The 18,868-nt window shown below is 73.6% G+C and carries 13 protein-coding genes, 1 tRNA gene and 1 other RNA gene; 9 read left to right on the top strand and 6 right to left on the bottom strand.

All coding sequences use genetic code 11. From position 1 onward, the window contains the following. Positions 1-106: 106 nt before the first annotated feature. The 3 genes from LUZ64_RS27550 to LUZ64_RS27540 all read right to left on the bottom strand — a co-directional run bounded on the left by LUZ64_RS27550 (position 107) and on the right by LUZ64_RS27540 (position 6,489). Entirely contained in the window at positions 107-1,816 is a 1,710-nt protein-coding gene (locus LUZ64_RS27550) for a sensor histidine kinase (protein WP_211305112.1), read from the bottom strand. Between the two features lie 125 nt (positions 1,817-1,941). Beyond that, complete coding sequence (locus LUZ64_RS27545; RefSeq protein WP_095583357.1) at positions 1,942-2,826, bottom strand: sigma-70 family RNA polymerase sigma factor; 885 nt, start codon at positions 2,824-2,826, stop codon at positions 1,942-1,944. Between the two features lie 264 nt (positions 2,827-3,090). Continuing rightward, positions 3,091-6,489: a bifunctional cytochrome P450/NADPH--P450 reductase gene (locus LUZ64_RS27540; protein ID WP_232390380.1), complete on the bottom strand. Its 3,399-nt coding sequence runs from the start codon at positions 6,487-6,489 to the stop codon at positions 3,091-3,093. Between the two features lie 809 nt (positions 6,490-7,298). Here LUZ64_RS27540 and LUZ64_RS27535 point away from each other — a divergent pair. Further along, positions 7,299-8,027: a helix-turn-helix transcriptional regulator gene (locus tag LUZ64_RS27535; RefSeq protein ID WP_095582151.1), complete on the top strand. Its 729-nt coding sequence runs from the start codon at positions 7,299-7,301 to the stop codon at positions 8,025-8,027. 30 nt (positions 8,028-8,057) lie between these two features. Here LUZ64_RS27535 and LUZ64_RS27530 read toward each other — a convergent pair whose 3' ends face one another. Beyond that, entirely contained in the window at positions 8,058-8,576 is a 519-nt protein-coding gene (locus LUZ64_RS27530) for a hypothetical protein (RefSeq protein ID WP_095582152.1), read from the bottom strand. Between the two features lie 153 nt (positions 8,577-8,729). On the opposite strand from LUZ64_RS27530, the gene LUZ64_RS37275 reads away from it, so the two are divergent. Next, on the top strand, positions 8,730-9,659 hold the full coding sequence (locus LUZ64_RS37275) for a TetR/AcrR family transcriptional regulator (protein ID WP_269755747.1): 930 nt from the start codon (positions 8,730-8,732) through the stop codon (positions 9,657-9,659). Between the two features lie 63 nt (positions 9,660-9,722). Here the strand turns inward: LUZ64_RS37275 and LUZ64_RS27515 are convergent, their stop codons facing one another. Further along, positions 9,723-10,766 carry a PP2C family protein-serine/threonine phosphatase gene (locus tag LUZ64_RS27515; protein ID WP_232390378.1) on the bottom strand — a complete coding sequence of 348 codons (1,044 nt, stop codon included), beginning with the start codon at positions 10,764-10,766 and terminating at the stop codon, positions 9,723-9,725. Positions 10,767-10,986: 220 nt separating this feature from the next. Beyond that, a tRNA-Ser gene (locus LUZ64_RS27510) sits at positions 10,987-11,071 on the bottom strand. A gap of 132 nt (positions 11,072-11,203) precedes the next feature. Here LUZ64_RS27510 and ffs point away from each other — a divergent pair. The 7 genes from ffs to LUZ64_RS27475 all read left to right on the top strand — a co-directional run bounded on the left by ffs (position 11,204) and on the right by LUZ64_RS27475 (position 18,823). Beyond that, an RNA gene (ffs, locus tag LUZ64_RS27505) (signal recognition particle sRNA small type) lies at positions 11,204-11,298 on the top strand. 144 nt (positions 11,299-11,442) lie between these two features. Then, positions 11,443-13,845 carry a DNA polymerase III subunit gamma and tau gene (locus tag LUZ64_RS27500; protein WP_232390377.1) on the top strand — a complete coding sequence of 801 codons (2,403 nt, stop codon included), beginning with the start codon at positions 11,443-11,445 and terminating at the stop codon, positions 13,843-13,845. A gap of 445 nt (positions 13,846-14,290) precedes the next feature. Then, positions 14,291-14,629, top strand: a complete 339-nt coding sequence (locus LUZ64_RS27495; RefSeq protein ID WP_087927049.1) for a YbaB/EbfC family nucleoid-associated protein — start codon at positions 14,291-14,293, stop codon at positions 14,627-14,629. 141 nt (positions 14,630-14,770) lie between these two features. After that, positions 14,771-15,370 (top strand): recombination mediator RecR, encoded by a 600-nt coding sequence (gene recR / locus LUZ64_RS27490; protein ID WP_087927048.1) that lies wholly within the window; start codon positions 14,771-14,773, stop codon positions 15,368-15,370. Beyond that, a complete protein-coding gene (locus LUZ64_RS27485; protein ID WP_095579647.1) occupies positions 15,363-16,019 on the top strand; it encodes a DUF5063 domain-containing protein in 657 nt (218 codons plus the stop codon). Before recR ends, LUZ64_RS27485 begins: the two co-directional genes overlap by 8 nt. A 357-nt stretch (positions 16,020-16,376) precedes the next feature. Then, positions 16,377-17,648 (top strand): aspartate kinase, encoded by a 1,272-nt coding sequence (locus LUZ64_RS27480; RefSeq protein WP_087927046.1) that lies wholly within the window; start codon positions 16,377-16,379, stop codon positions 17,646-17,648. After that, positions 17,645-18,823, top strand: coding sequence for an aspartate-semialdehyde dehydrogenase (locus tag LUZ64_RS27475; RefSeq protein ID WP_095579648.1), 1,179 nt, complete (start codon positions 17,645-17,647; stop codon positions 18,821-18,823). Before LUZ64_RS27480 ends, LUZ64_RS27475 begins: the two co-directional genes overlap by 4 nt. Positions 18,824-18,868 lie beyond the last annotated feature (45 nt).

Genomic DNA, 18,868 nt, shown 5'->3' with positions numbered 1-18,868 from the left:
GGGCGAAGCCCCCGGTTCCGGGAAGGGGCGGGTCGGGGACAAAGCCCCGCGCAGCGGCGCTCCCACCCACCCGCACCCCGCCCCCGCACCCCGCCCCCACCCCACGTCACTCCGGCAACGGCGCACTCCAAGAAACCCGGGTCCCACCCCCGGCCGCCGCCGGCGACGTCACCGAGAACACCCCGCCGTGCAACTCCGCCCGCGACCGCATGTTCGCGAGGCCGCCGGAGTGCCGCGGCCCCGCGTCCCGGCGGTCGGGCAGGCCCGCCCCGTCGTCCGTCACGGTCAGCGTCACCTCGTCCCCCACCGACAGGACCACCTCCACCCGCCGGGCCCGCGCGTGCCGCGCCACATTGCTGAGCGCCTCCGCGGCCACCGCCAGCACCTGCTCCGCCAGTTCGCCGGGGACATTGGTGTCCACCGGCCCCTCGATCCGCAGCGACGGCGGGAAGCCGAGCGTACGGCCGGCCGCCTGCGCGGTCTCGGCCATGCTCCGGCGCAGGCTCGGCCCGCTCGTGCCGTCGCCCGTGGCACGCAGCCCGAAGATGGTCGAGCGGATGATCTGGATGGTGGTGTCGAGGTCGCCCACGGCCCGGCCGACCCGCTCGGCGGCCTCGGGGCGGTCGATGAGCCGGGTCGCGCTCTGGAGCGTCATCCCGGTGGCGAAGAGCCGCTGGATGGCGAGGTCGTGCAGGTCGCGGGCGATGCGGTCGCGGTCGTGCAGGACGGCGAGGTCCTCCGACTCGGCGCGCCGCCGGGCGAGTTCCAGGGCGATCGCGGCCTGGTCGGCGAAGCCCGAGATCAGCTTGACCTCGGTGTCGTCGAACGCGGGCCGCCCGGCGAGCCGGCTCAGCCGCAGGGCGCCGGAGGCCCCGGCGTCGATCTGGAGCGGTACGGAGACGGTGGGCCCGCAGAGGTCGTCGTCGTGTTCCTCGCCTGCCTCCATGGGGTGGGCCCGGGGGTCCTCCCGGACGTCGGAGCTGGCCACGGGCCTGCCGCTGCGGGCGGCGAGACCGGCCAGCGAGCCGTCGGCGGGCACGGCGAGACCGTCGATGCGGCTCGCGCCGTGGCCGTGGGCGACCTCGACCGTCAGCAGTTCGGGACCGGCGCCTGCCTGCCCGCCGGGCAGCAGTACGGCGGCGTGGTCGGCGCTCGCGACCTCCATGGCCCGTTCGGCGATCAGGTGCAGGACCTCACCGGCGGCGGTGCCGGAGAGCAGGCTGCGGGTGATCTCGCCCAGCGCCTCCAGCCAGCGCTCGCGGCGGCGGCTCTCGTGGTAGATCCGGGCGTTGTCGATGGCGACGCCCGCCGCGATGGACAGGGTGGTCAGAACGGCCTCGTCGTCCTCGTCGAAGGCGGCGCCGCCGCGCTTCTCGGTGAGGTAGAGGTTGCCGAAGACCTCGTCCCGGACGCGGACGGGCACCCCGAGGAAGGTCCGCATCGGGGGGTGGTTGGGCGGGAATCCGTAGCTGCGCGAATGACGCGAGAGGTCGGTGAGACGGAGCGGCACGGGGTTGCGGATGAGCTCGCCGAGGATGCCCCGCCCGCACGGCGTCCGTCCTATCCGCGCCTCCAGCTCCTCGGACATGCCGACGGTCAGGAACTCGGACAGCTTCTGCTGGTCGCCGACGACGCCGAGCGCGCCGTACTCCGCGTCGGTGAGGGTGACCGCCGCCTCGACGATCCCCCGGAGCACCTGCGGCAGTTCCAGGCCGCGGCCGAGGCTCATGACGGCGTCGAGGAGGCCGCGTATCCGGTCCGGTTCGCGAAGGTGAGGCCGCTGCGCCGCGAGCTTGTGATCTGCGGTTGTGGACATGCCTCTCCCCGGCCCCGGCCCCGTACCTGCAGAGCAGCGTACGACACCGGGGGATGGTGACCCGGCTTCCGGTTACGCCGAGCGACCCACCTTGGCCCTCACCCTCACCCTCACCCCCACTGCCCTCACATTTCCACGACCCCCACCGCGAGCCGCTCCAGCCGCTCCCGTTCGGCGATCACGTCGATCGAGGTGATGAGACCGTCCACGACGGTGAAGTCCAGGACCAGGGCGAGCCGTCCGAAGGGCGCCATGGCGAGCCCGACCGAACCGTCGAGCAGCGCGAGGCCCGTGAACCGGGCCCGCCCCACGGCGGCCATCGCGCCCCTCGCCACCGTCCGCCCGCCCCGGACGAGGACGGGCTCGGGGGTGGGGATGACGGCCCTGTCGGCGTGGAGGACGACATCGGGGTGGAGCAGGGTGACGAGCGCGTCGAAGTCCCCGCCGCGCGTGGCGGCCAGGAAGGCGGCGACGACCTCCCGTTGCCGGGCGAGGCCGGCGGCGGGCGCCGGGGTGCCGCCCTTGACCCGGCGGCGTGCGCGGCTCGCGAGCTGCCGTGCCGCGGCCGGGGTCCGTTCGATCATCGGGGCGATCTCGTCGAAGGGCACGGCGAACATGTCGTGCAGGACGAAGGAGAGGCGCTCGGCCGGGGTCAGCGTGTCGAGCACCACCAGGAGCGCCACCCCGACGGAGTCGGCCGTCAGGGCCTCCCGTTCGGGGTCGTCCCCGGACTCCTCGCCCACGGCCGGATCTGAGAACCGTGTCTCCAGGGGGTCCTCGCGCCGGTTCTCCCGGGCACGCAGCATGTTCAGGCACACGCGCCCCACGACGGTGGTCAGCCACCCGCCGAGGTTCTCCACGTCGCTGGTGTCGGCGCGGTCGGCACGCAGCCAGGTGTCCTGCACGGCGTCCTCGGCCTCGCCGAGCGAGCCCAGCATGCGGTAGGCCACCGCCCGCAGATGCGGGCGGTGCTCCTCGAAGCGCTCCGCGAGCCGTTCGTGTGCGTCCACCGTGTCACGTTCCTTCGTCGCCGGGGCGTTTGCGGGGGATCCGCGCCCAGCAGAAGGTACCGGGGGGCCGGATTTTGGCCGGCCCCGGCCCCGGCCCCGGCCCTTCCCGAACCGGGCGAATTCAGCCCGGCCGGCGATTGAGGCCACCGCGCGGAGCGCGGGAAAGGGGGCCCGGGGGCGAAGCCCCCGGTTACGGGAAGGGGCGGGTAGGGGAAAGGCCCGCCGCAGGCGCCACCCCAGGCCCCCAGGCCGCCGCCCAGACCCTCACCCCCCGACGTACACGTCCTCCACATACCGCCCCGCCGCCACCATCCCGTCCAGCCACGACTCCGCCGCCGCCTCACGCCCACCCCCGCCCCCATCCCCATCTCCATCCCCGCCCCCACACCCGTACCGCCCGTAAAGCCCACGGAACGCCTCCCGAACCCCCGGCGCCATCCGCCCCCCGTCCCCGCACACGTACACCCGCGCCCCGGCCTCCAGCAGCCGCCACACCTCCGCGCCCTCGGCGGCGATCCGGTCCTGGACGAACCGCGCGCCGTTCTCGGGCGACTTGGAGAAGACCGGCCGCATGGACACCGCCCCGGCCCGGTCCGCCGCCTCCAGTTCCGCGCGGTGCAGGTAGTCGACGTCCGGGTGGTCGCAGCCGAAGTAGCACAGGGCCGGGGCCAGAGGAGTCCCGCGGCGTACGAGCGCGAGGCGGTCGGCGACGGCGCCGCGGAAGGGGGCCAGGCCCGTACCGGCCCCGACCATGATCAGTGGGGTGCGCGCGTCCTGCTCCACGCGGAACGCCTCCCGGCACGGCAGCACCCGCGCGTGAACCCGCTCACCGGCCCGTACGCGGTGCAGATACGCCGAGCCGACGCCCTCGAAGGCGCCGGTTCCGGACCGGGCCGGGCCGCTGAGCAGCGAGACCATCAGGTCGGCGTGGTGGGGATCCGTGGCGGGGGAGGAGGAGACGGAGTAGTGACGGACGCGGAGCGGCGGCAGCAGATCGAGGAGCAGCGGCCAGCTCAACTCGCCCTGGAGCGCCGGGTTGCGCTCCACGAGGTCGATCAAGGACAGGGTGCCGCCGTCGGCGTCCGGACCGTCGGCGAGACGCCGCAGCGCCGCCCGCTCCGGCGGACACGGGTTGAGCTCGGCGAGCCGGGCCAGCTGGTCCGGTGTGACCGGTACCTGGAGTTCCAGATGGCGGCTGAGCAGCTCGTGGGCCGTGACCGGCCGGTCCACGGGGAGCGCGGCGCGGCCGGGCCGGTGCGCGCGGACGGCCAGGACGGCGTCCAGGTCGACGCCCAGGACCTTCGCCGCGCGCTCGACCAGGGCGGGGTCGTTGACGGGCAGTACGGCCAAGTGGTCGGCGGTGCGGTAGGTGACACCGGTGGGGAGGGCGAGGCGGAGGAACCTCTTGGAGCGGCCGAGGGGATGGCTCATGTCCACGAGGTCCCGGGTTTCGACCACGGTCATGGGGAGCACGCCGTGACGGTCGGTCAGAGCGGCGTCGGGGGCGCCGGTGACCACGGTGACGTCGTAGGCGTGCGCGTCGGCAGGCTCTCCTGCGCCGGCGGACGCGACGGACGCGACGGACGCGGCGGACTCCGGAACGCCGTAAGCCTCCAGGAGGGCACGCCGCAGTGCCGCCGTGAAGCGGGCGACGGCCCCGGCGAGGTCGCCCGAGGCGTCGGCCTCGGCGCGGTCCAGCAGCCGGGTGCCGCCCAGAGCGGCGAGCCGCCGGTCGATCGCGGTGGGCACGCGCTGGTAGGTGGCGGCCCAGTTGCGGTCTCCCACGCCGAGGACGCAGTACCGCACGCCGTCGGCGGCGCCCGAAGCCGTGCCCGAAGCCGTGCCCGAAGCCGCGCCCGAAGCCGCGCCCGAAGCCGCGCCCGAAGCCGCGCCCGAAGCCGCGCCCGAAGCCGCGCTCGCCTCCGCCTCCGCCTGCGCCAGCCAGGACGCGAAGGCGGAGGCGTCGTCCGTGGGCTGCCCGTTGTACGAGGCGGCGACGATGACGAGGGGCCCGTCGGCGGGGAGCCTCCCGGCGTACGCGTCGAGCGGGGCGACGGTGACGCCGAACCCGAGCGCGCCGCAGGTCTCGGCGAGGTCCTCGGCGTAGGCCCGGCAGGTCCCGAAGTTGGAGCCGTGGAGAACGGTCAGCGTGGAACCCGCGACGACCCGGCCCGGCAGGCCGGTGTCGGGCCGTGCCTCGGCCGTATCCCGCGCGCCGGTCCCGGCGGAACCGCCCAGGGCGGCCCGTACCCGCGCCCGGTCCTCGGCGGTGCGGGGCGCGAGCGCCAGGGTGAAGCCCTCGGGCTTGAGGGTGAGCGTCTCCTTCACGGCGAGCTCGTAACCCGGGCGGCCGAGGAAGCGGTACCGGTGGATCAGCAGCGCCAGCAGCATCGTGGCCTCGTGCAGCGCGAACTGCCGCCCGATGCAGGCCCGCTCGCCCGTGCCGAACGGCTTGTACGCGTTCGCCGGGCGGGCGGCCTCCGCGTCCGGGGCGAAGCGGTCCGGGTCGAACTCCTCGACGTTGTCGCCCCACACCGGGTCGCGGTGCAGCATCGGCGTGAGCACGGTCAGCCGCCGGCCCGCCCGGACGGGGTAGGCCCCGCCGATGACGGTGTCGTGGCGGGCCACGCGCTCGAAGGCGGCGGCGGTGGGCCACAGCCGCAGCGTCTCGTTGAGGATCTGACGTACGTACCGGAGCCGGCCGATGTCCTCGAAGGACGGCTCCGGGTCGGGTTCGTCGCCCCACAGCGCGTCGACCTCGGCCTGCGCGCGGTGCAGGGCCGAGGGGTTCTTGAGGAGGTGGTGGAGGGCGAAGGAGAGGGTGCCCGAGGTGGTCTCGTGGCCCGCGATGAGGAAGGTGATGACCTGGTTGCGGATGTTGGACTCGTCCAGGGGCCGTCCGTCGGCGGGGTGCGGGGAGTTGAGCATGAGCCCCAGCAGGTCGTCGGGGGAGCCGTCGGGGGAGGTGTCGGGGGAGGTGGCGTCCGCGGTGGCGTCCGCGGCGGCGGCCTTGCGCTTGCCGATCACCTCGTCGACCACCTCGGCGAGGAAGGCGGCGTCGGCGGCGAAGGCCCGGTCCTCGGCCGCGTAGTCGCCGCCGGGGGCCCGCCCCAGAGCCGCCTGGCTGTGCGCAAGGGCCCGTACGAGCGCCTGCACGAAGGGGTGCGGTTCGGGCCGGCCGAAGGACTCGAAGTCGTAGCCGAACCCGGCCAGACCTATGGTGTCGAGCGTCATCCGCGTCATGTCGGCCGAGACGTCCACGGGCGTGCCCTGGGCGAGCCGCGCGTCCCAGGACGCGACGAGCCGCCGGCACACGCGCAGCATCGTCGGGTGGTACCGGCGCATCGAACCCATGGCGAAGGCGGGGAGCAGGATGTCGTGCGCCTTGGCCCAGTTGGGCTCGTCGTTGTAGGCGGTGAACAGGCCGTCGGCGGTGATGTCCCGGACGTGCTCCAGCGCGGGGCCCACGGCCTTGGCGAATCGGGTCTCGTCGGACAGCTCGTCGACGAGCGCGTAGGAGGAGACGAGGACCGACTCGCGGTCGTGGAACCGCCGCCGGTAGAGGGGCCCGTGTTCCCGGGCGAGGGCCATGGCCTGCTGGATCGGCGTGCTGGTGAGTCCCGTCTCCGTGGCGTCGACGAGGGGTGGCTCGTGGAGGGGCATGCGCGGTCTCCTCTGGGGAGTCGTCGGCCGGCTACTGCCTTCACGATTCCGCCGGGCGGGGGCGGATCCGGCGCGGAGACTACGAAATCTTGTAGGGGGCTGGGCGTGTCCGGTGGGACGGGCGGGGCGCGGGGTGGGTTAAGGGGGGCGAGGCAGCGGAGGCTCGCCCTGCCCGCCTGCCCGCCTGCCCGCCTGCCCGCCTGCCCGCCTGCCCGCCTGCCCGCCCACCCGCGCCTCCCCGCCTGCCCCGCTTGCTTGCCTGCCCGCGCCTCCCCGGGCTTCCCCGCCCGCCCGGGCCTCCCCGCCTGCCCGCCTCCCCGAAACCGGGGCTGTGCCCGGGGGCCCTCCGCGCGGCTGAGGTTGTGCCTCGGGGCCGTCCCCGCGTCCGGTGCCGCGCCGGGGCCTCTCTCCGTGACTGGGGCTGCGCGCCGGGCCTTCTTCGCGGTCGGAGCCGCGCCCTGGGCGGACTTCCGCGTCCGGACTGTGCCTCGCGGTCCCTTCGGCGACCCGGCGACCCGGCGACCCGGCGACCTGGGCCCCGCCCGGCCTTTTCCGGGGCCCGGGCGGGGCCCGAGTTCCTCCGCCCGGGCCGGAGCCTCCGCCCGCCGAGGCGGGCTTGCCTGCCCTTTCCCGATCCCCTCGCCGGGACGGTCGGCCGCCCCGGACCCCGCCACAGGGCGTGACGGGGTCCGGGGCGGAGCCCCGGTTACGGGAAGGGGCGGGGCTGGGGAAAGAATCCGCTGCACACGCCCTACGGACGCGCGGGCGGTACGGATCCACTCCACCGGAGCCGAGGGCGGCGGTACGCAATGCACGAACGGGAGCCACAAGAGCGGCAGCCGGCCATGGCCGCGCCCACCACCCCGGTACCCGACCCCGAATTCGACCCCACCACCTGGCGCACCCGCTTCCTCAACCTCCTCGACCGCATCCCCGTCCCCACCGCCATCAGCACCACCGACGGCGTCATCACCGGCGCGAACCCCGCCCTCGCCGCGCTCTGGGACGTGACCCCCGGCCGCCTGACCGGCCGCAGCCTCCTCGACCTGTTCACCCCCACCGACGGCGGCCAGCTGGTCAAGGTCGACGCGGCGCTGCGCGGAGGCCGGCGCTCCCGCTATCCCGTCCGGGTGCGTTGGACGGCGGCCGGGCGGTCGTACGAAGGGCAGCTCACCGTCGAGCCGGTGAGCGACCCCGCCGGAGCCTCGCCGCCTCTGCTGGCGACCCTCCGCGTCGACGAGGAACGGCCCCCGGCGGAGTGCGCGCGGCCGGACGTCGTGCTCGGCCCGCAGGAGCGGCGCATCCTGGAACTGGCCGCGGCGGGCCGCACCACCTCGGTGATCGCCCGTACTGTCGGCCTGAGCGTCGACGGTGTGAACTACCACCTCGTACGCCTGGCCCGCCGCCTGTCCGTCCCGAACCGGACGGCCCTGGTGGCCAGGGCGTACGTCCTGGGCCTGCTGTCCCCGGCGGCCTGGCCGCCGGCGGCGCCCGCCCCGCACCCCGCTCCGCCCGCCGCCCCCGGCGACCGGGCCTGAGCGACTCCGCCGGGAGTCGTCAGCCGGACGTCAGACGAGGGCGGCGGCGGTCAGCGCGAGGGCGGACCCGGCGAAGACCACGGTGTGGCGGACGTTCTGGAGGGCGCGGGTCCAGGAGGGGAAGGCGCCCTCGGCGGCCTTGAGGAAGGCGGGGACGTCGACCCGCAGCAGCTCCGGGTCGCCCTTGCGCCGGAAGGCGGCCCGGACGGACTTCACGGCGCCGAGCTGGCTCTGGAGGACGGCGATGTTCGCGAGCAGCGCGATCGAGGAGAACACCCAGGTCAGCGTGGTGCCCCAGGGGTTTCCGGCCAGGGTGAGGACGGCTGCCGTGAGCAGGGCGGCCGCGAAGCTCCCCGGCGCCCACCACTCGTGGCCGCTCGCGTCGAAGCGGAGGCGGTTCTCCTCCAGGACGGCCGGGCGGACGCCCTGCCGCTCCAGCTCGGCGACGGCCGCGGCCTTGGCGACACCGCCGAAGCGGTGGCGGAGGAGCGGGATGGAGGCGAAGGCGGCGGCGACGAGGATCTGGGCGACGGCGGCGAGCGTGTTCACGGGGAGGTTCTCCTCACGGGCGGGACGGGGGCGAGGCGACTTGCACTTAGTTCAAGTGCCGCCATGAGGACTGTAGGGCGCGACTTGAACACTGTGCAAGTACCCCGAGTTGAACTTTGTGCAAGTGGCGTGGAGGTGACCTATCGTGAGCGCATGGCACGAGACACCCTGACCCGGGAACAGATCGTCAGAACGGCCGTCGAGCTGCTCGATTCGGACGGGCTGGAGGGCCTCAACATGCGCAGCCTCGGCCAGCGCCTGAACTCGGCCGCCACCGCCGTCTACTGGCACGTCAAGAGCAAGGACAACCTCGTCACGCTCGCCGGCGACCAGGTCTGGGACGAGGTCGGGCTGCCCGACCTCGACGCCGTCGGCTGGCGCGCGGCGGCGACCGCCATGGCCACCGACCTGTACGCGATGTTCGCCCGGCATCCCTGGCTCGTACAGGCGTTCGCGACCCACCTCTTCCACGGGGAGGGCAAGGCGCGCCACGACGACCACAACCTCGCGGTCTACGAGAAGGCGGGCTTCACCGGCCCGCGGGCCGACAGGGCCGCCGCCGCCGTCTTCACGTACGTGCTCGGCAACGCCTCGGGCGCGGCCGCGATGGTGTCGCTGACCCGGCGGATCGAGCGGGAGGGCGGTGACGCGGAGGAGAGGTTCGGCGCCACGATGAAGGAGGCCGCGGAGGTCGCGTCGCGCTTTCCGCGCCTGAGGGCCCGCATCGAGCCGGCGGGCTCGACGGATGGTTCGGCCGCGGGGAGAGGCCCCGCGGAGCGCGGGTCCCTTGCCGGCACCGCAGATCCGGCAGGCTCCGCAGGCCCGGCAGGCCCGGCAGGCCCGGCAGGCCCGGCAGGCCCGGCAGGTCCGGCAGGTCCGGCAGGTTCCGACGGTCTGGCAGGTCCGGCAGATCCGGCAGGCCCGGCAGATCCGGCAGGCCCGGCAGATCCCGCAGATCCCGGCACCCCGATCCCGATCACCCCCCTCGACCCGGCCGCGTACGCCGAGGCCCCGGCCGACACCTTCGCCTTCGGTCTCCAGGCGCTCCTCGACGGTCTGGAGGCGCGCCTGCGCACCGCCTGAGGGCGGCGGGAGGCGGTCCCTCCCGGGGCCCTAGCAGGGACCTCCCGCGACGCGGCGGCCCTGCTAGGGCCCCGGCGACGGCTCCGAAGGCGAGCCCAGCCGCACCGAGAGGGCGGCGATGTCGTCGTCGAGCCCGCCTCCGCTGTAGTGGAGGAGGTCGCGGTGGAGGGCGTCCAGCAGCTCGCGCGGCCGGCCCGGGGGCTGCCCGCCCATCCAGGTCGCGAGGGGGAAGAAGCCGCCGTCGCGGTCGCGGGCCTCGGTGACGCCGTCGGTGTAGAGGAGCAGCAGGTCACCGGGGGAGAAGTCGATCGTGTCGACGCTGTAGTGGTCGCCGATCAGGTCGGCGAGGTTGAGCAGCGGCGAGGGGGAGGTGGGCTCCAGGACGCGGAGTTCCCCGTGGTTGAGGAGCAGCGGCGGGGGATGCCCGCAGTTGAGGATCCGCAGGTGGCCGTCCTCGTGCGGGATCTCGACGAGGACGGCGGTGGAGAAGCGTTCCGTCAGGTCCTCGGGGGAGAAGGCGGCGCTGTACCGGGTGCTGCTGGCCTCCAGGCGGCGCGCGATGCCGCCGAGGTCGGGTTCGTCGTAGGCCGCCTCCCGGAAGGAATTGACGACCGCGGCGGCGGTCCCGACCGCGGGCAGTCCCTTGCCCCGTACGTCGCCGATGAGCAGCCGGACCCCGTACGGGGTATCGGCCACCTCGTAGAAGTCGCCGCCGATGCGGGCCTCCGCCGCGGCGGCGAGGTACAGCGACTCGATCTCGATGCCCCCGAAGCGGCGGGGCATCGGGCTCAGGACCACCTGTTGCGCCGCGTCGGCGACCAGCCGGACCTGGAAGAGCGACTGCTCCCGCTGGAGCCGGACGTGACTCCCGTACGCGGCCGCCACCGTCACCGCGACGATTCCCGCCGCCGTGTACCCAGTCCCCAGGTCGGGGAAGACGATGCCGAGTCCGATCATGAGAAAGAGGCAGACGGTCCCCAGCAGGACGGTGGGCAGTACGGGCCACATGGCGGCGGCGAGCGCGGGCGCCGCGGGCAGCAGCCGGCTGAAGGCCATGCTCCGGGGGGTGGTGTAGGCCAGGCCGGCGATGACAACGGTGAGGATCACCGGTGACAGCAGCGTGAGCGGCCCCCGACCGTGACGACGGCGGGGCCGGAGCCGACCAGATTTAACCACTTTCACAGCATATCCAGGCAAACCGGACGCAGCGCTCTGGCGAATCGACCCGGACCGGCCGGACCGGCGCGGAACGAGGCCCTTCCCTCGCCGGAGAACCCGGGGAACGACGAAGGCCCGGACCGTCGAAACGGTCCGGGCCTTCTGCCGGCGGAGGATACGAGATTCGAACTCGTGAGGGGTTGCCCCCAACACGCTTTCCAAGCGTGCGCCCTAGGCCTCTAGGCGAATCCTCCGCCGCAAACAATACAAGACTCGAAGGGGTGCTCGCGAACGCCTTCCGTCGAGGTGGGGTCGGGGGGAGGTGCGAAGGGGACCCGGGCGGGGGAGGGGGCACGAGCACGGGCCGGGATCCGCTAGGCTGAGGGCAAGCCCCTCACGTGGCGCTATCTCACCTAACTCCCCCAGGGCCGGAAGGCAGCAAGGGTAAGTGGGCTCTGGCGGGTGCGTGGGGGGCCCTTGTGTTTTCCAGGGCGGGGATCGGGCGGCCCCGGGTGGCCCCGGTGGGCGGCCGCAGGGGCTCGCGGAAGGGCCCGTGGGGCGTGCGGAAGGCCCCTTGAGCTGTGATCGAGACCACTTGTCGGTGGGGCCCGATATCGTCGTAGGTGTGTCGTCCCTCGCGCTCTATCGCCGCTACCGTCCCGAGTCCTTCGCCGAGGTCATCGGTCAGGAGCATGTCACCGCCCCGTTGCAGCAGGCGCTGCGTAACAACAGGGTCAATCACGCGTACCTGTTCAGCGGGCCGCGCGGCTGCGGAAAGACGACCAGCGCCCGCATCCTCGCCCGCTGTCTGAACTGCGAGCAGGGCCCCACGCCCACTCCCTGCGGCGAGTGCCAGTCCTGCGTCGACCTCGCGCGCAACGGCCGCGGCTCCATCGACGTCATCGAGATCGACGCCGCCTCCCACGGTGGTGTGGACGACGCCCGTGACCTGCGGGAAAAGGCATTCTTCGGCCCCGCCTCCAGCCGCTACAAGATCTACATCATCGACGAGGCCCACATGGTCACCTCGGCGGGCTTCAACGCCCTGCTGAAGGTCGTCGAGGAGCCGCCGGAGCATCTCAAGTTCATCTTCGCGACGACCGAGCCCGAGAAGGTCATCGGCACCATCCGGTCGCGTACGCACCACTACCCGTTCCGCCTCGTGCCCCCCGGCACCCTGCGCGAGTATCTGGGCGAGGTCTGCGGCCAGGAGAAGATCCCGGTCGAGGACGGCGTCCTCCCGCTCGTCGTGCGTGCCGGCGCCGGCTCCGTCCGTGACTCGATGTCCGTCATGGACCAGCTCCTCGCCGGCGCCGCCGAGGACGGTGTGACATACGCCATGGCGACGTCCCTCCTCGGCTACACCGACGGCTCCCTCCTGGACGCCGTCGTCGACGCCTTCGCCGCGAGCGACGGCGCCGCCGCCTTCGAGGTCGTCGACCGCGTGATCGAGGGCGGCAACGACCCCCGCCGCTTCGTCGCCGACCTCCTGGAGCGCCTGCGCGACCTGGTGATCCTCGCGGCGGTCCCCGACGCGGTCGAGAAGGGCCTCATCGACGCCCCCGTCGACCTCGTCGAGCGCATGCAGGCCCAGGCGTCCGTCTTCGGCGCCGCCGAGCTGAGCCGTGCCGCCGATCTGGTCAACGAGGGCCTCACCGAGATGCGCGGCGCCACGTCCCCGCGCCTCCAGCTCGAGCTCATCTGCGCCCGCGTCCTGCTCCCGGCCGCCTTCGACGACGAGCGCTCCGTGCGCGCCCGACTCGACAAGCTGGAGCGCGGCGCCCTCGCGGCCGGCGCCGGCATGGTGACGGCGCCCATGACCCCGCCCGCCGGTTACGTCCCGGCGGGCCACGGCTCCGCCCCCGCCGCCGGCTATGTCCCCGGGCCCGACGCCCACGCCGCCCCGGCCGCCCCACAGGCCGCTCCGGCCGCGTCCGTACCGGCCCCCTCCGGTCTTTCGGGCGCCGCCGCGGCCCGTGCCGCCGTCTCCGGCGCCCCCGCCCCGGGCGCCGCCTCCGGTGCCCCGCAGGCCGGCGCCCCGCAGGCCGGCGCCTGGCCCAGCGCGGCCGCCCCGGCGAGCGCCCCTGCCCCTGCCCCTGCCCCTGCCCCCGCCTCCGCGCCCGCCCCGGCCCCGACGGCCCCGGCCGCTCCCGCGCCCACCGCGGGTGCCTGGCCCACCGCCGCGGCTCCTGGCTCCGGCCAGGGCGGTGCCGCCGCGCCCAAGACCGCCGGTGCCTGGCCGTCCGCCGCCACCCCGGGGCAGGGCCCCGCCGCCCCGGCCCAGGCCGCGCCCACCGGCTCGTACGCCCAGCCGTCGGCCCCGGCCGCCGCTGCCCCCATCGGCGACGCCTCCTACGTGCGCCAGATGTGGCCGAACATCCTGGAAGCCGTCAAGAACCGCCGCCGCTTCACCTGGATCGTCCTCAGCCAGAACGCCGACGTGGTCGGCTTCGACGGCACCACCCTCCAGATCGGCTTCGCCAACCCCGGAGCGCGCGACTCCTTCGCCAACAGCGGCAGCGAGGACGTCCTCCGCCAGGCCGTCGGCGACGTGATGAACGGCGCCCAGTGGAAGATCGACCTCGTCGTGGCCCCGGGCGGCGCCCCGGCCGGCGGCGGCTTCTCCGGCGGCGGGTCCGGTGGCGGCGGTGGCGGCTTCGGAGGTACGGGCGGCCCCGGCGGCGGTTACGGCGGAGCGCCCGCCGCGAGTGCGCCCAGCACGGGTGGCTACGGCGCACCCGGCGGCTTCGGCGGTGGCGGTGGTGGCGGCGCCCCGGCCGCCCCCGGCGCCCCGCAGGCACGCGCGGCCGCCGGGCCGTCGCAGGGCAGCGCCCCGGCGCCCGAGCCCCGGCAGGCCCCGCCCGCGCCCTCCCAGGGGTACCGCGAGCCCGAGCCGCCGCCGGTCGCCCCCGAGGACGACATGCCCGCCGAGGACGATCCCGACCTTGTCGACTCCGCCCTGACCGGCCACGACCTCATCGTCCGCGAGCTGGGCGCCACGGTCATCGAAGAGATCGCCAACGAGTAAACGAGTAAGCGAGTAGACGGCGGGCGGCTGAGGGCCCGGCGGTCGAGGGGCGAGGGCCGGGGCCGGGGCCGGGGCCGGGGCCGGGCGAAGAGCCGGATGCCGGAACGGAAGCCCGAAGACCGGACCGCGCGCCCCGCGCCCGGGCGCGAGGCGCGCAGTCCGCTGATCCGGGGCCGGCCGCCCCGTACGGTCCGTACGCCCGCCTTCGCACCCGTCCGAGGCCGCTCCGCACACGCGCCCGTACGAGTAGCCGTACGGTCGCGTTCCGCGTGTGTTCGGTACGGATTCGCTGTGGATTCGGTACGGATTCCGCGCCCGTTCCGGATGCGCCGCGTACGCCCCCAGGCGCCTACCGGACTTCTTCCCCCGGCATAGGGCGCGCCGCCCGGCGAACACGTAGGCTCGGGCTACCGAGACATCGTCGTCGACAGCCAGGAGCGAAACCGTGATCCCCGGTGGTGGCCAGCCCAACATGCAGCAGCTGCTCCAGCAGGCCCAGAAGATGCAGCAGGACCTCGCGGCGGCCCAGGAGGAGCTCGCGCGCACCCCGGTCGAGGGCACCGCGGGCGGCGGCCTCGTCAAGGCGACCGTCACCGGCGCCGGTGAGCTCCAGGCCCTGGTGATCGACCCCAAGGCCGTGGACCCCGAGGACACCGAGACCCTCGCCGACCTCGTCGTCGCCGCCGTGCGCGACGCCAACGCGACGGCGCAGCAGCTCCAGCAGCAGAAGCTCGGCCCGCTCGCCCAGGGCCTGGGCGGCGGCATCCCGGGTCTGCCCTTCTAAGCAGGCCCGGCCGCCGGCTAAGCGGGCCCGGCCGCCGGCGCGGCGACGCCGGCGCGGTGGGGACGGACCGCGGCAGCGACAGACCGCGACAAACGACAGACAGCGACAACGACAGACAGAGACAGAAGGAGCATTCGATCCGTGTATGAAGGCGTGGTCCAGGACCTCATCGACGAACTGGGCAGGCTGCCCGGCGTCGGTCCCAAGAGCGCGCAGCGGATCGCCTTCCACATCCTCCAGGCCGAGCCGGCCGACGTCCGTCGGCTCGCCCACGCGCTGACCGAGGTCAAGGCGAAGGTCCGCTTCTGCGCGGTCTGCGGCAACGTCGCGCAGGACGAGCGCTGCCGCGTCTGCCTCGACCCGCGCCGCGACCCCGCCGTCATCTGCGTGGTGGAGGAGTCCAAGGACGTGGTCGCGATCGAGCGGACCCGCGAGTTCCGCGGCCGCTATCACGTACTCGGCGGGGCCATCAGCCCCATCGAGGGCGTCGGCCCGGACGATCTGCGCATCCGGGAGCTGCTCACCCGGCTCGCGGACGGCACCGTCACCGAGCTGATCCTCGCCACAGACCCCAACCTGGAGGGGGAGGCCACCGCCACGTACCTCGCGCGCATGGTGAAGCCCATGGGTTTGAAGGTCACGCGGCTGGCCAGTGGTCTGCCCGTGGGTGGAGATCTTGAATACGCCGACGAGGTCACGCTCGGGCGTGCCTTCGAAGGGAGACGACTTCTCGATGTCTGACGCAACGCTCCATGACGCCAAGCGCGATCCCGACGACTTCGCCGTCCAGATCGCCGACTCGATCGAGAGCTTCATCGTCGCGGTCGCCGAGGTGTCCCGCGGCGACGAGCCCGACAGCGCCGTGCCCTTCCTGCTGCTGGAGGTCTCCCAGCTCCTCCTCACCGGCGGCCGGCTCGGCGCGCACGAGGACTTCCTGCCCGACGAGCGGTACGAGCCGGACGTCGGCCCCGAGCCCGACGTCGACGAGCTGCGCGAGCGGTTCGCCGTCCTGCTCGACCCGGTGGACGTCTACTCCGAGGTCTTCGACCCGTACGTGCCGCGCAGCGCCCCCGTCGCCTGCCGGATCTCCGACGACCTCGCCGACATCATCACGGATCTGCGCCACGGCATGGCGCACTACCGCGACGGCCGGGTCAGCGAGGCCCTGTGGTGGTGGCAGTTCTCCTACCTCTCCAACTGGGGCCCCACGGCCTCGGCCGCGCTGCGGGCCCTGCAGTCCCTGGTCGCGCACGTCCGCCTCGACCAGCCGCTGGACGAGCTCCAGGGCCTGGACACGGACTCCGCGGCCACGGAGGAGCAGCTGGCCGAGGAGGCCGGGAAGGTGATGGCCGCGGAGATCGCCGGCCCGCTGGGGCTGCGGAGCGTGTGACGCGGCGGGGGCGGCCCGTAGGCGGCCCGTAGGCGGTGTCGTTCCGGAGGCGCTGCCGCCCGTAGGCGGTGTCGCTCCGGACGCGCTGCTGCCCGTAAGCGGTGCCGCCCGGTACGCGCCGCTGCCCGGCAGCACTGCTTACGCGCCGCGCCCGTCGCGCCGCGGGCCCGTCGCGCCGCGGCCGTGAACGGCGCCGCACTCCGTGACCTGGATCACCTTCGCGCGTGCGCCCCCGGGAAGGGGGCAGGGACCTCCCTGGAGCGGGCCGGACATCTCACCATGCGATATCCGCGTGGCTGATTCCAGCCGCTCGTTAGACTGAGCCGACCGCATTACACATAGTTGCGAGGAGCGCACGTGGGCCTTGTCGTGCAGAAGTACGGAGGCTCCTCCGTTGCCGATGCCGAAGGCATCAAGCGGGTTGCCAAGCGAATCGTCGAAGCCAAGAAGAACGGCCACCGTGTGGTCGTCGTGGTTTCCGCGATGGGTGACACGACGGACGAGTTGATCGACCTCGCCGGGCAGGTTTCGCCGATTCCTGCCGGGCGCGAGTTCGACATGCTGCTGACCGCCGGAGAGCGCATCTCCATGGCGCTGCTGGCCATGGCGATCAAAAACCTCGGTCACGAGGCGCAGTCGTTCACGGGCAGCCAGGCCGGAGTCATCACCGACTCGGTCCACAACAAAGCGCGGATCATCGACGTCACGCCGGGCCGGATCCAGCAGTCCGTCGACGCGGGCAACATCGCGATCGTGGCCGGCTTCCAGGGTGTGTCCCAGGACAAGAAGGACATCACCACCCTGGGCCGGGGCGGCAGCGACACCACCGCCGTCGCGCTGGCCGCCGCGCTCAACGCCGAGGTGTGCGAGATCTACACCGACGTCGACGGGGTCTTCACCGCCGATCCGCGGGTCGTGAAGAAGGCCCGCAAGATCGACTGGATCTCGTTCGAGGACATGCTGGAGCTGGCGAGCTCCGGTTCCAAGGTGCTGCTGCACCGCTGCGTCGAATACGCACGCCGTTACAACATCCCGATCCACGTGCGCTCGTCCTTCTCGGGGCTCCAGGGCACCTGGGTCAGCAACGAACCGCGAGGGGACCAGCCGATGGAGCAGGCGATCATTTCGGGTGTTGCCCACGACACGTCCGAGGCCAAGGTCACGGTCGTCGGGGTGCCGGACAAGCCGGGCGAGGCCGCGACGATCTTCCGTGCCATCTCGGACGCCGAGATCAACATCGACATGATCGTCCAGAACGTCTCGGCGGCCTCCACGGGCCTCACGGACATCTCCTTCACCCTCCCGAAGACCGAGGGCCGCAAGGCCATCGAGGCGCTGGAGAAGACGAAGGGGCGCGTCGGCTTCGACTCGCTGCGCTACGACGACCAGATCGCGAAGATCTCCCTGGTCGGCGCGGGCATGAAGACCAACCCGGGTGTCACGGCGACCTTCTTCGAGGCGCTGTCCGACGCGGGCGTGAACATCGAGCTGATCTCGACCTCCGAGATCCGCATCTCGGTGGTCACCCGCGCCGACGACGCCAACGAGTCCGTGCGCGCCGTGCACACGGCCTTCGGCCTGGACAGCGAGAGCGACGAGGCGGTCGTCTACGGCGGCACCGGTCGATGACCGGCGGCTACGCGGCCCGTCCCGTTCCGGCGGGTACGGGCCGTAAGCCGACCCTCGCCGTGGTCGGCGCCACCGGCGCCGTGGGCACGGTCATGCTGGAGATCCTCTCCCGGCACGCGGACGTCTGGGGCGAGATCCGCCTCGTGGCGTCCGCCCGCTCGGCCGGCCGCACGCTGGCCGTCCGGGGCGTGGAGACCCCGGTCCTCGCGCTGGCCGAGGAGGTCTTCGACGGGGTCGACGTCGCGATGTTCGACGTGCCCGACGACGTCGCGGCACGCTGGGCGCCGATCGCCACCGCCAAGGGCGTGGTGGTCGTCGACAACTCCGGGGCGTTCCGGATGGACCCGGACGTACCGCTGGTGGTGCCCGAGGTCAACGCGCACGCGGCGCGGGTACGGCCGCGCGGCATCATCTCCAACCCCAACTGCACCACGCTGTCCATGATCGTCGCGGTGGGCGCGCTGCACGCCGAGTTCGGGCTGAGCGGGCTCGTCGTCTCCTCCTACCAGGCCGCTTCCGGCGCGGGAAAGGCCGGCGTCGACACGCTGCGGGCGCAGCTCGCGGCGGTCGCCGGCGCCTCCTCGCCGGGTACGGGTACTGGTGGCGGTACGGGAGCGAGTGCGGGTGGCGGTACGGGCGCGGGTTCGGGTATGGGCGTGGGCGCGGGTACGCAGCCGGGCGACGTCCGGCGGGCGGTCGGCGACGCCATGGGTCCTTTCCCGGCCCCGCTGGCGCTGAACGTCGTGCCCTGGGTGGGCTCGCCCCGGGAGGACGGCTGGTCCTCCGAGGAGCTGAAGATCCGGGACGAGTCCCGGAAGATCCTGGGGCTGCCGGGGCTCCCGGTGAGCGCGACCTGTGTGCGCGTACCGGTGATCACGACGCACTCCCTCACCGTGCACGCGCGCTTCGAGAAAGAGGTCTCGGTCGCCCAGGCGCACGAGATCCTGGCCAACGCCCCGGGTGTGGTGCTCGTCGACGACCCCGCCGAGGGGGAGTTCCCCACGCCCGCCGACGCGGTCGGCACGGACCCCACATGGGTGGGGCGGGTGCGGCGCGCGCTCGACGATCCCAAGGCGCTCGAGTTCTTCGTCTGCGGTGACAACCTGCGCAAGGGCGCGGCCCTCAATACCGCCCAGATCGCTGAATTCGTGGCGGCGGAGCTGACCACTCCCTAATCTGGAGGATCCGTGAAGGTCTTGTGATCAAGTCGTTGGTCCAGA

It is taken from the genome of Streptomyces albireticuli (assembly GCF_021228125.1).
Taxonomy (GTDB): domain Bacteria; phylum Actinomycetota; class Actinomycetes; order Streptomycetales; family Streptomycetaceae; genus Streptomyces; species Streptomyces albireticuli.
Note: the sequence above shows the minus strand (reverse complement) of the source record. Positions and strands in the feature narration are given on the sequence as shown.

Bases quoted from the DNA above. Each gene is read 5' to 3' on its own strand.
- LUZ64_RS27550 (WP_211305112.1), bottom strand. From the start codon at position 1,816: ATGTCCACAACCGCAGATCACAAGCTCGCGGCGCAGCGGCCTCACCTT.
- LUZ64_RS27540 (WP_232390380.1), bottom strand. From the start codon at position 6,489: ATGCCCCTCCACGAGCCACCCCTCGTCGACGCCACGGAGACGGGACTC.
- LUZ64_RS27535 (WP_095582151.1), top strand. From the start codon at position 7,299: ATGCACGAACGGGAGCCACAAGAGCGGCAGCCGGCCATGGCCGCGCCC.
- LUZ64_RS37275 (WP_269755747.1), top strand. From the start codon at position 8,730: ATGGCACGAGACACCCTGACCCGGGAACAGATCGTCAGAACGGCCGTC.
- LUZ64_RS27485 (WP_095579647.1), top strand. From the start codon at position 15,363: ATGTCTGACGCAACGCTCCATGACGCCAAGCGCGATCCCGACGACTTC.
- LUZ64_RS27475 (WP_095579648.1), top strand. From the start codon at position 17,645: ATGACCGGCGGCTACGCGGCCCGTCCCGTTCCGGCGGGTACGGGCCGT.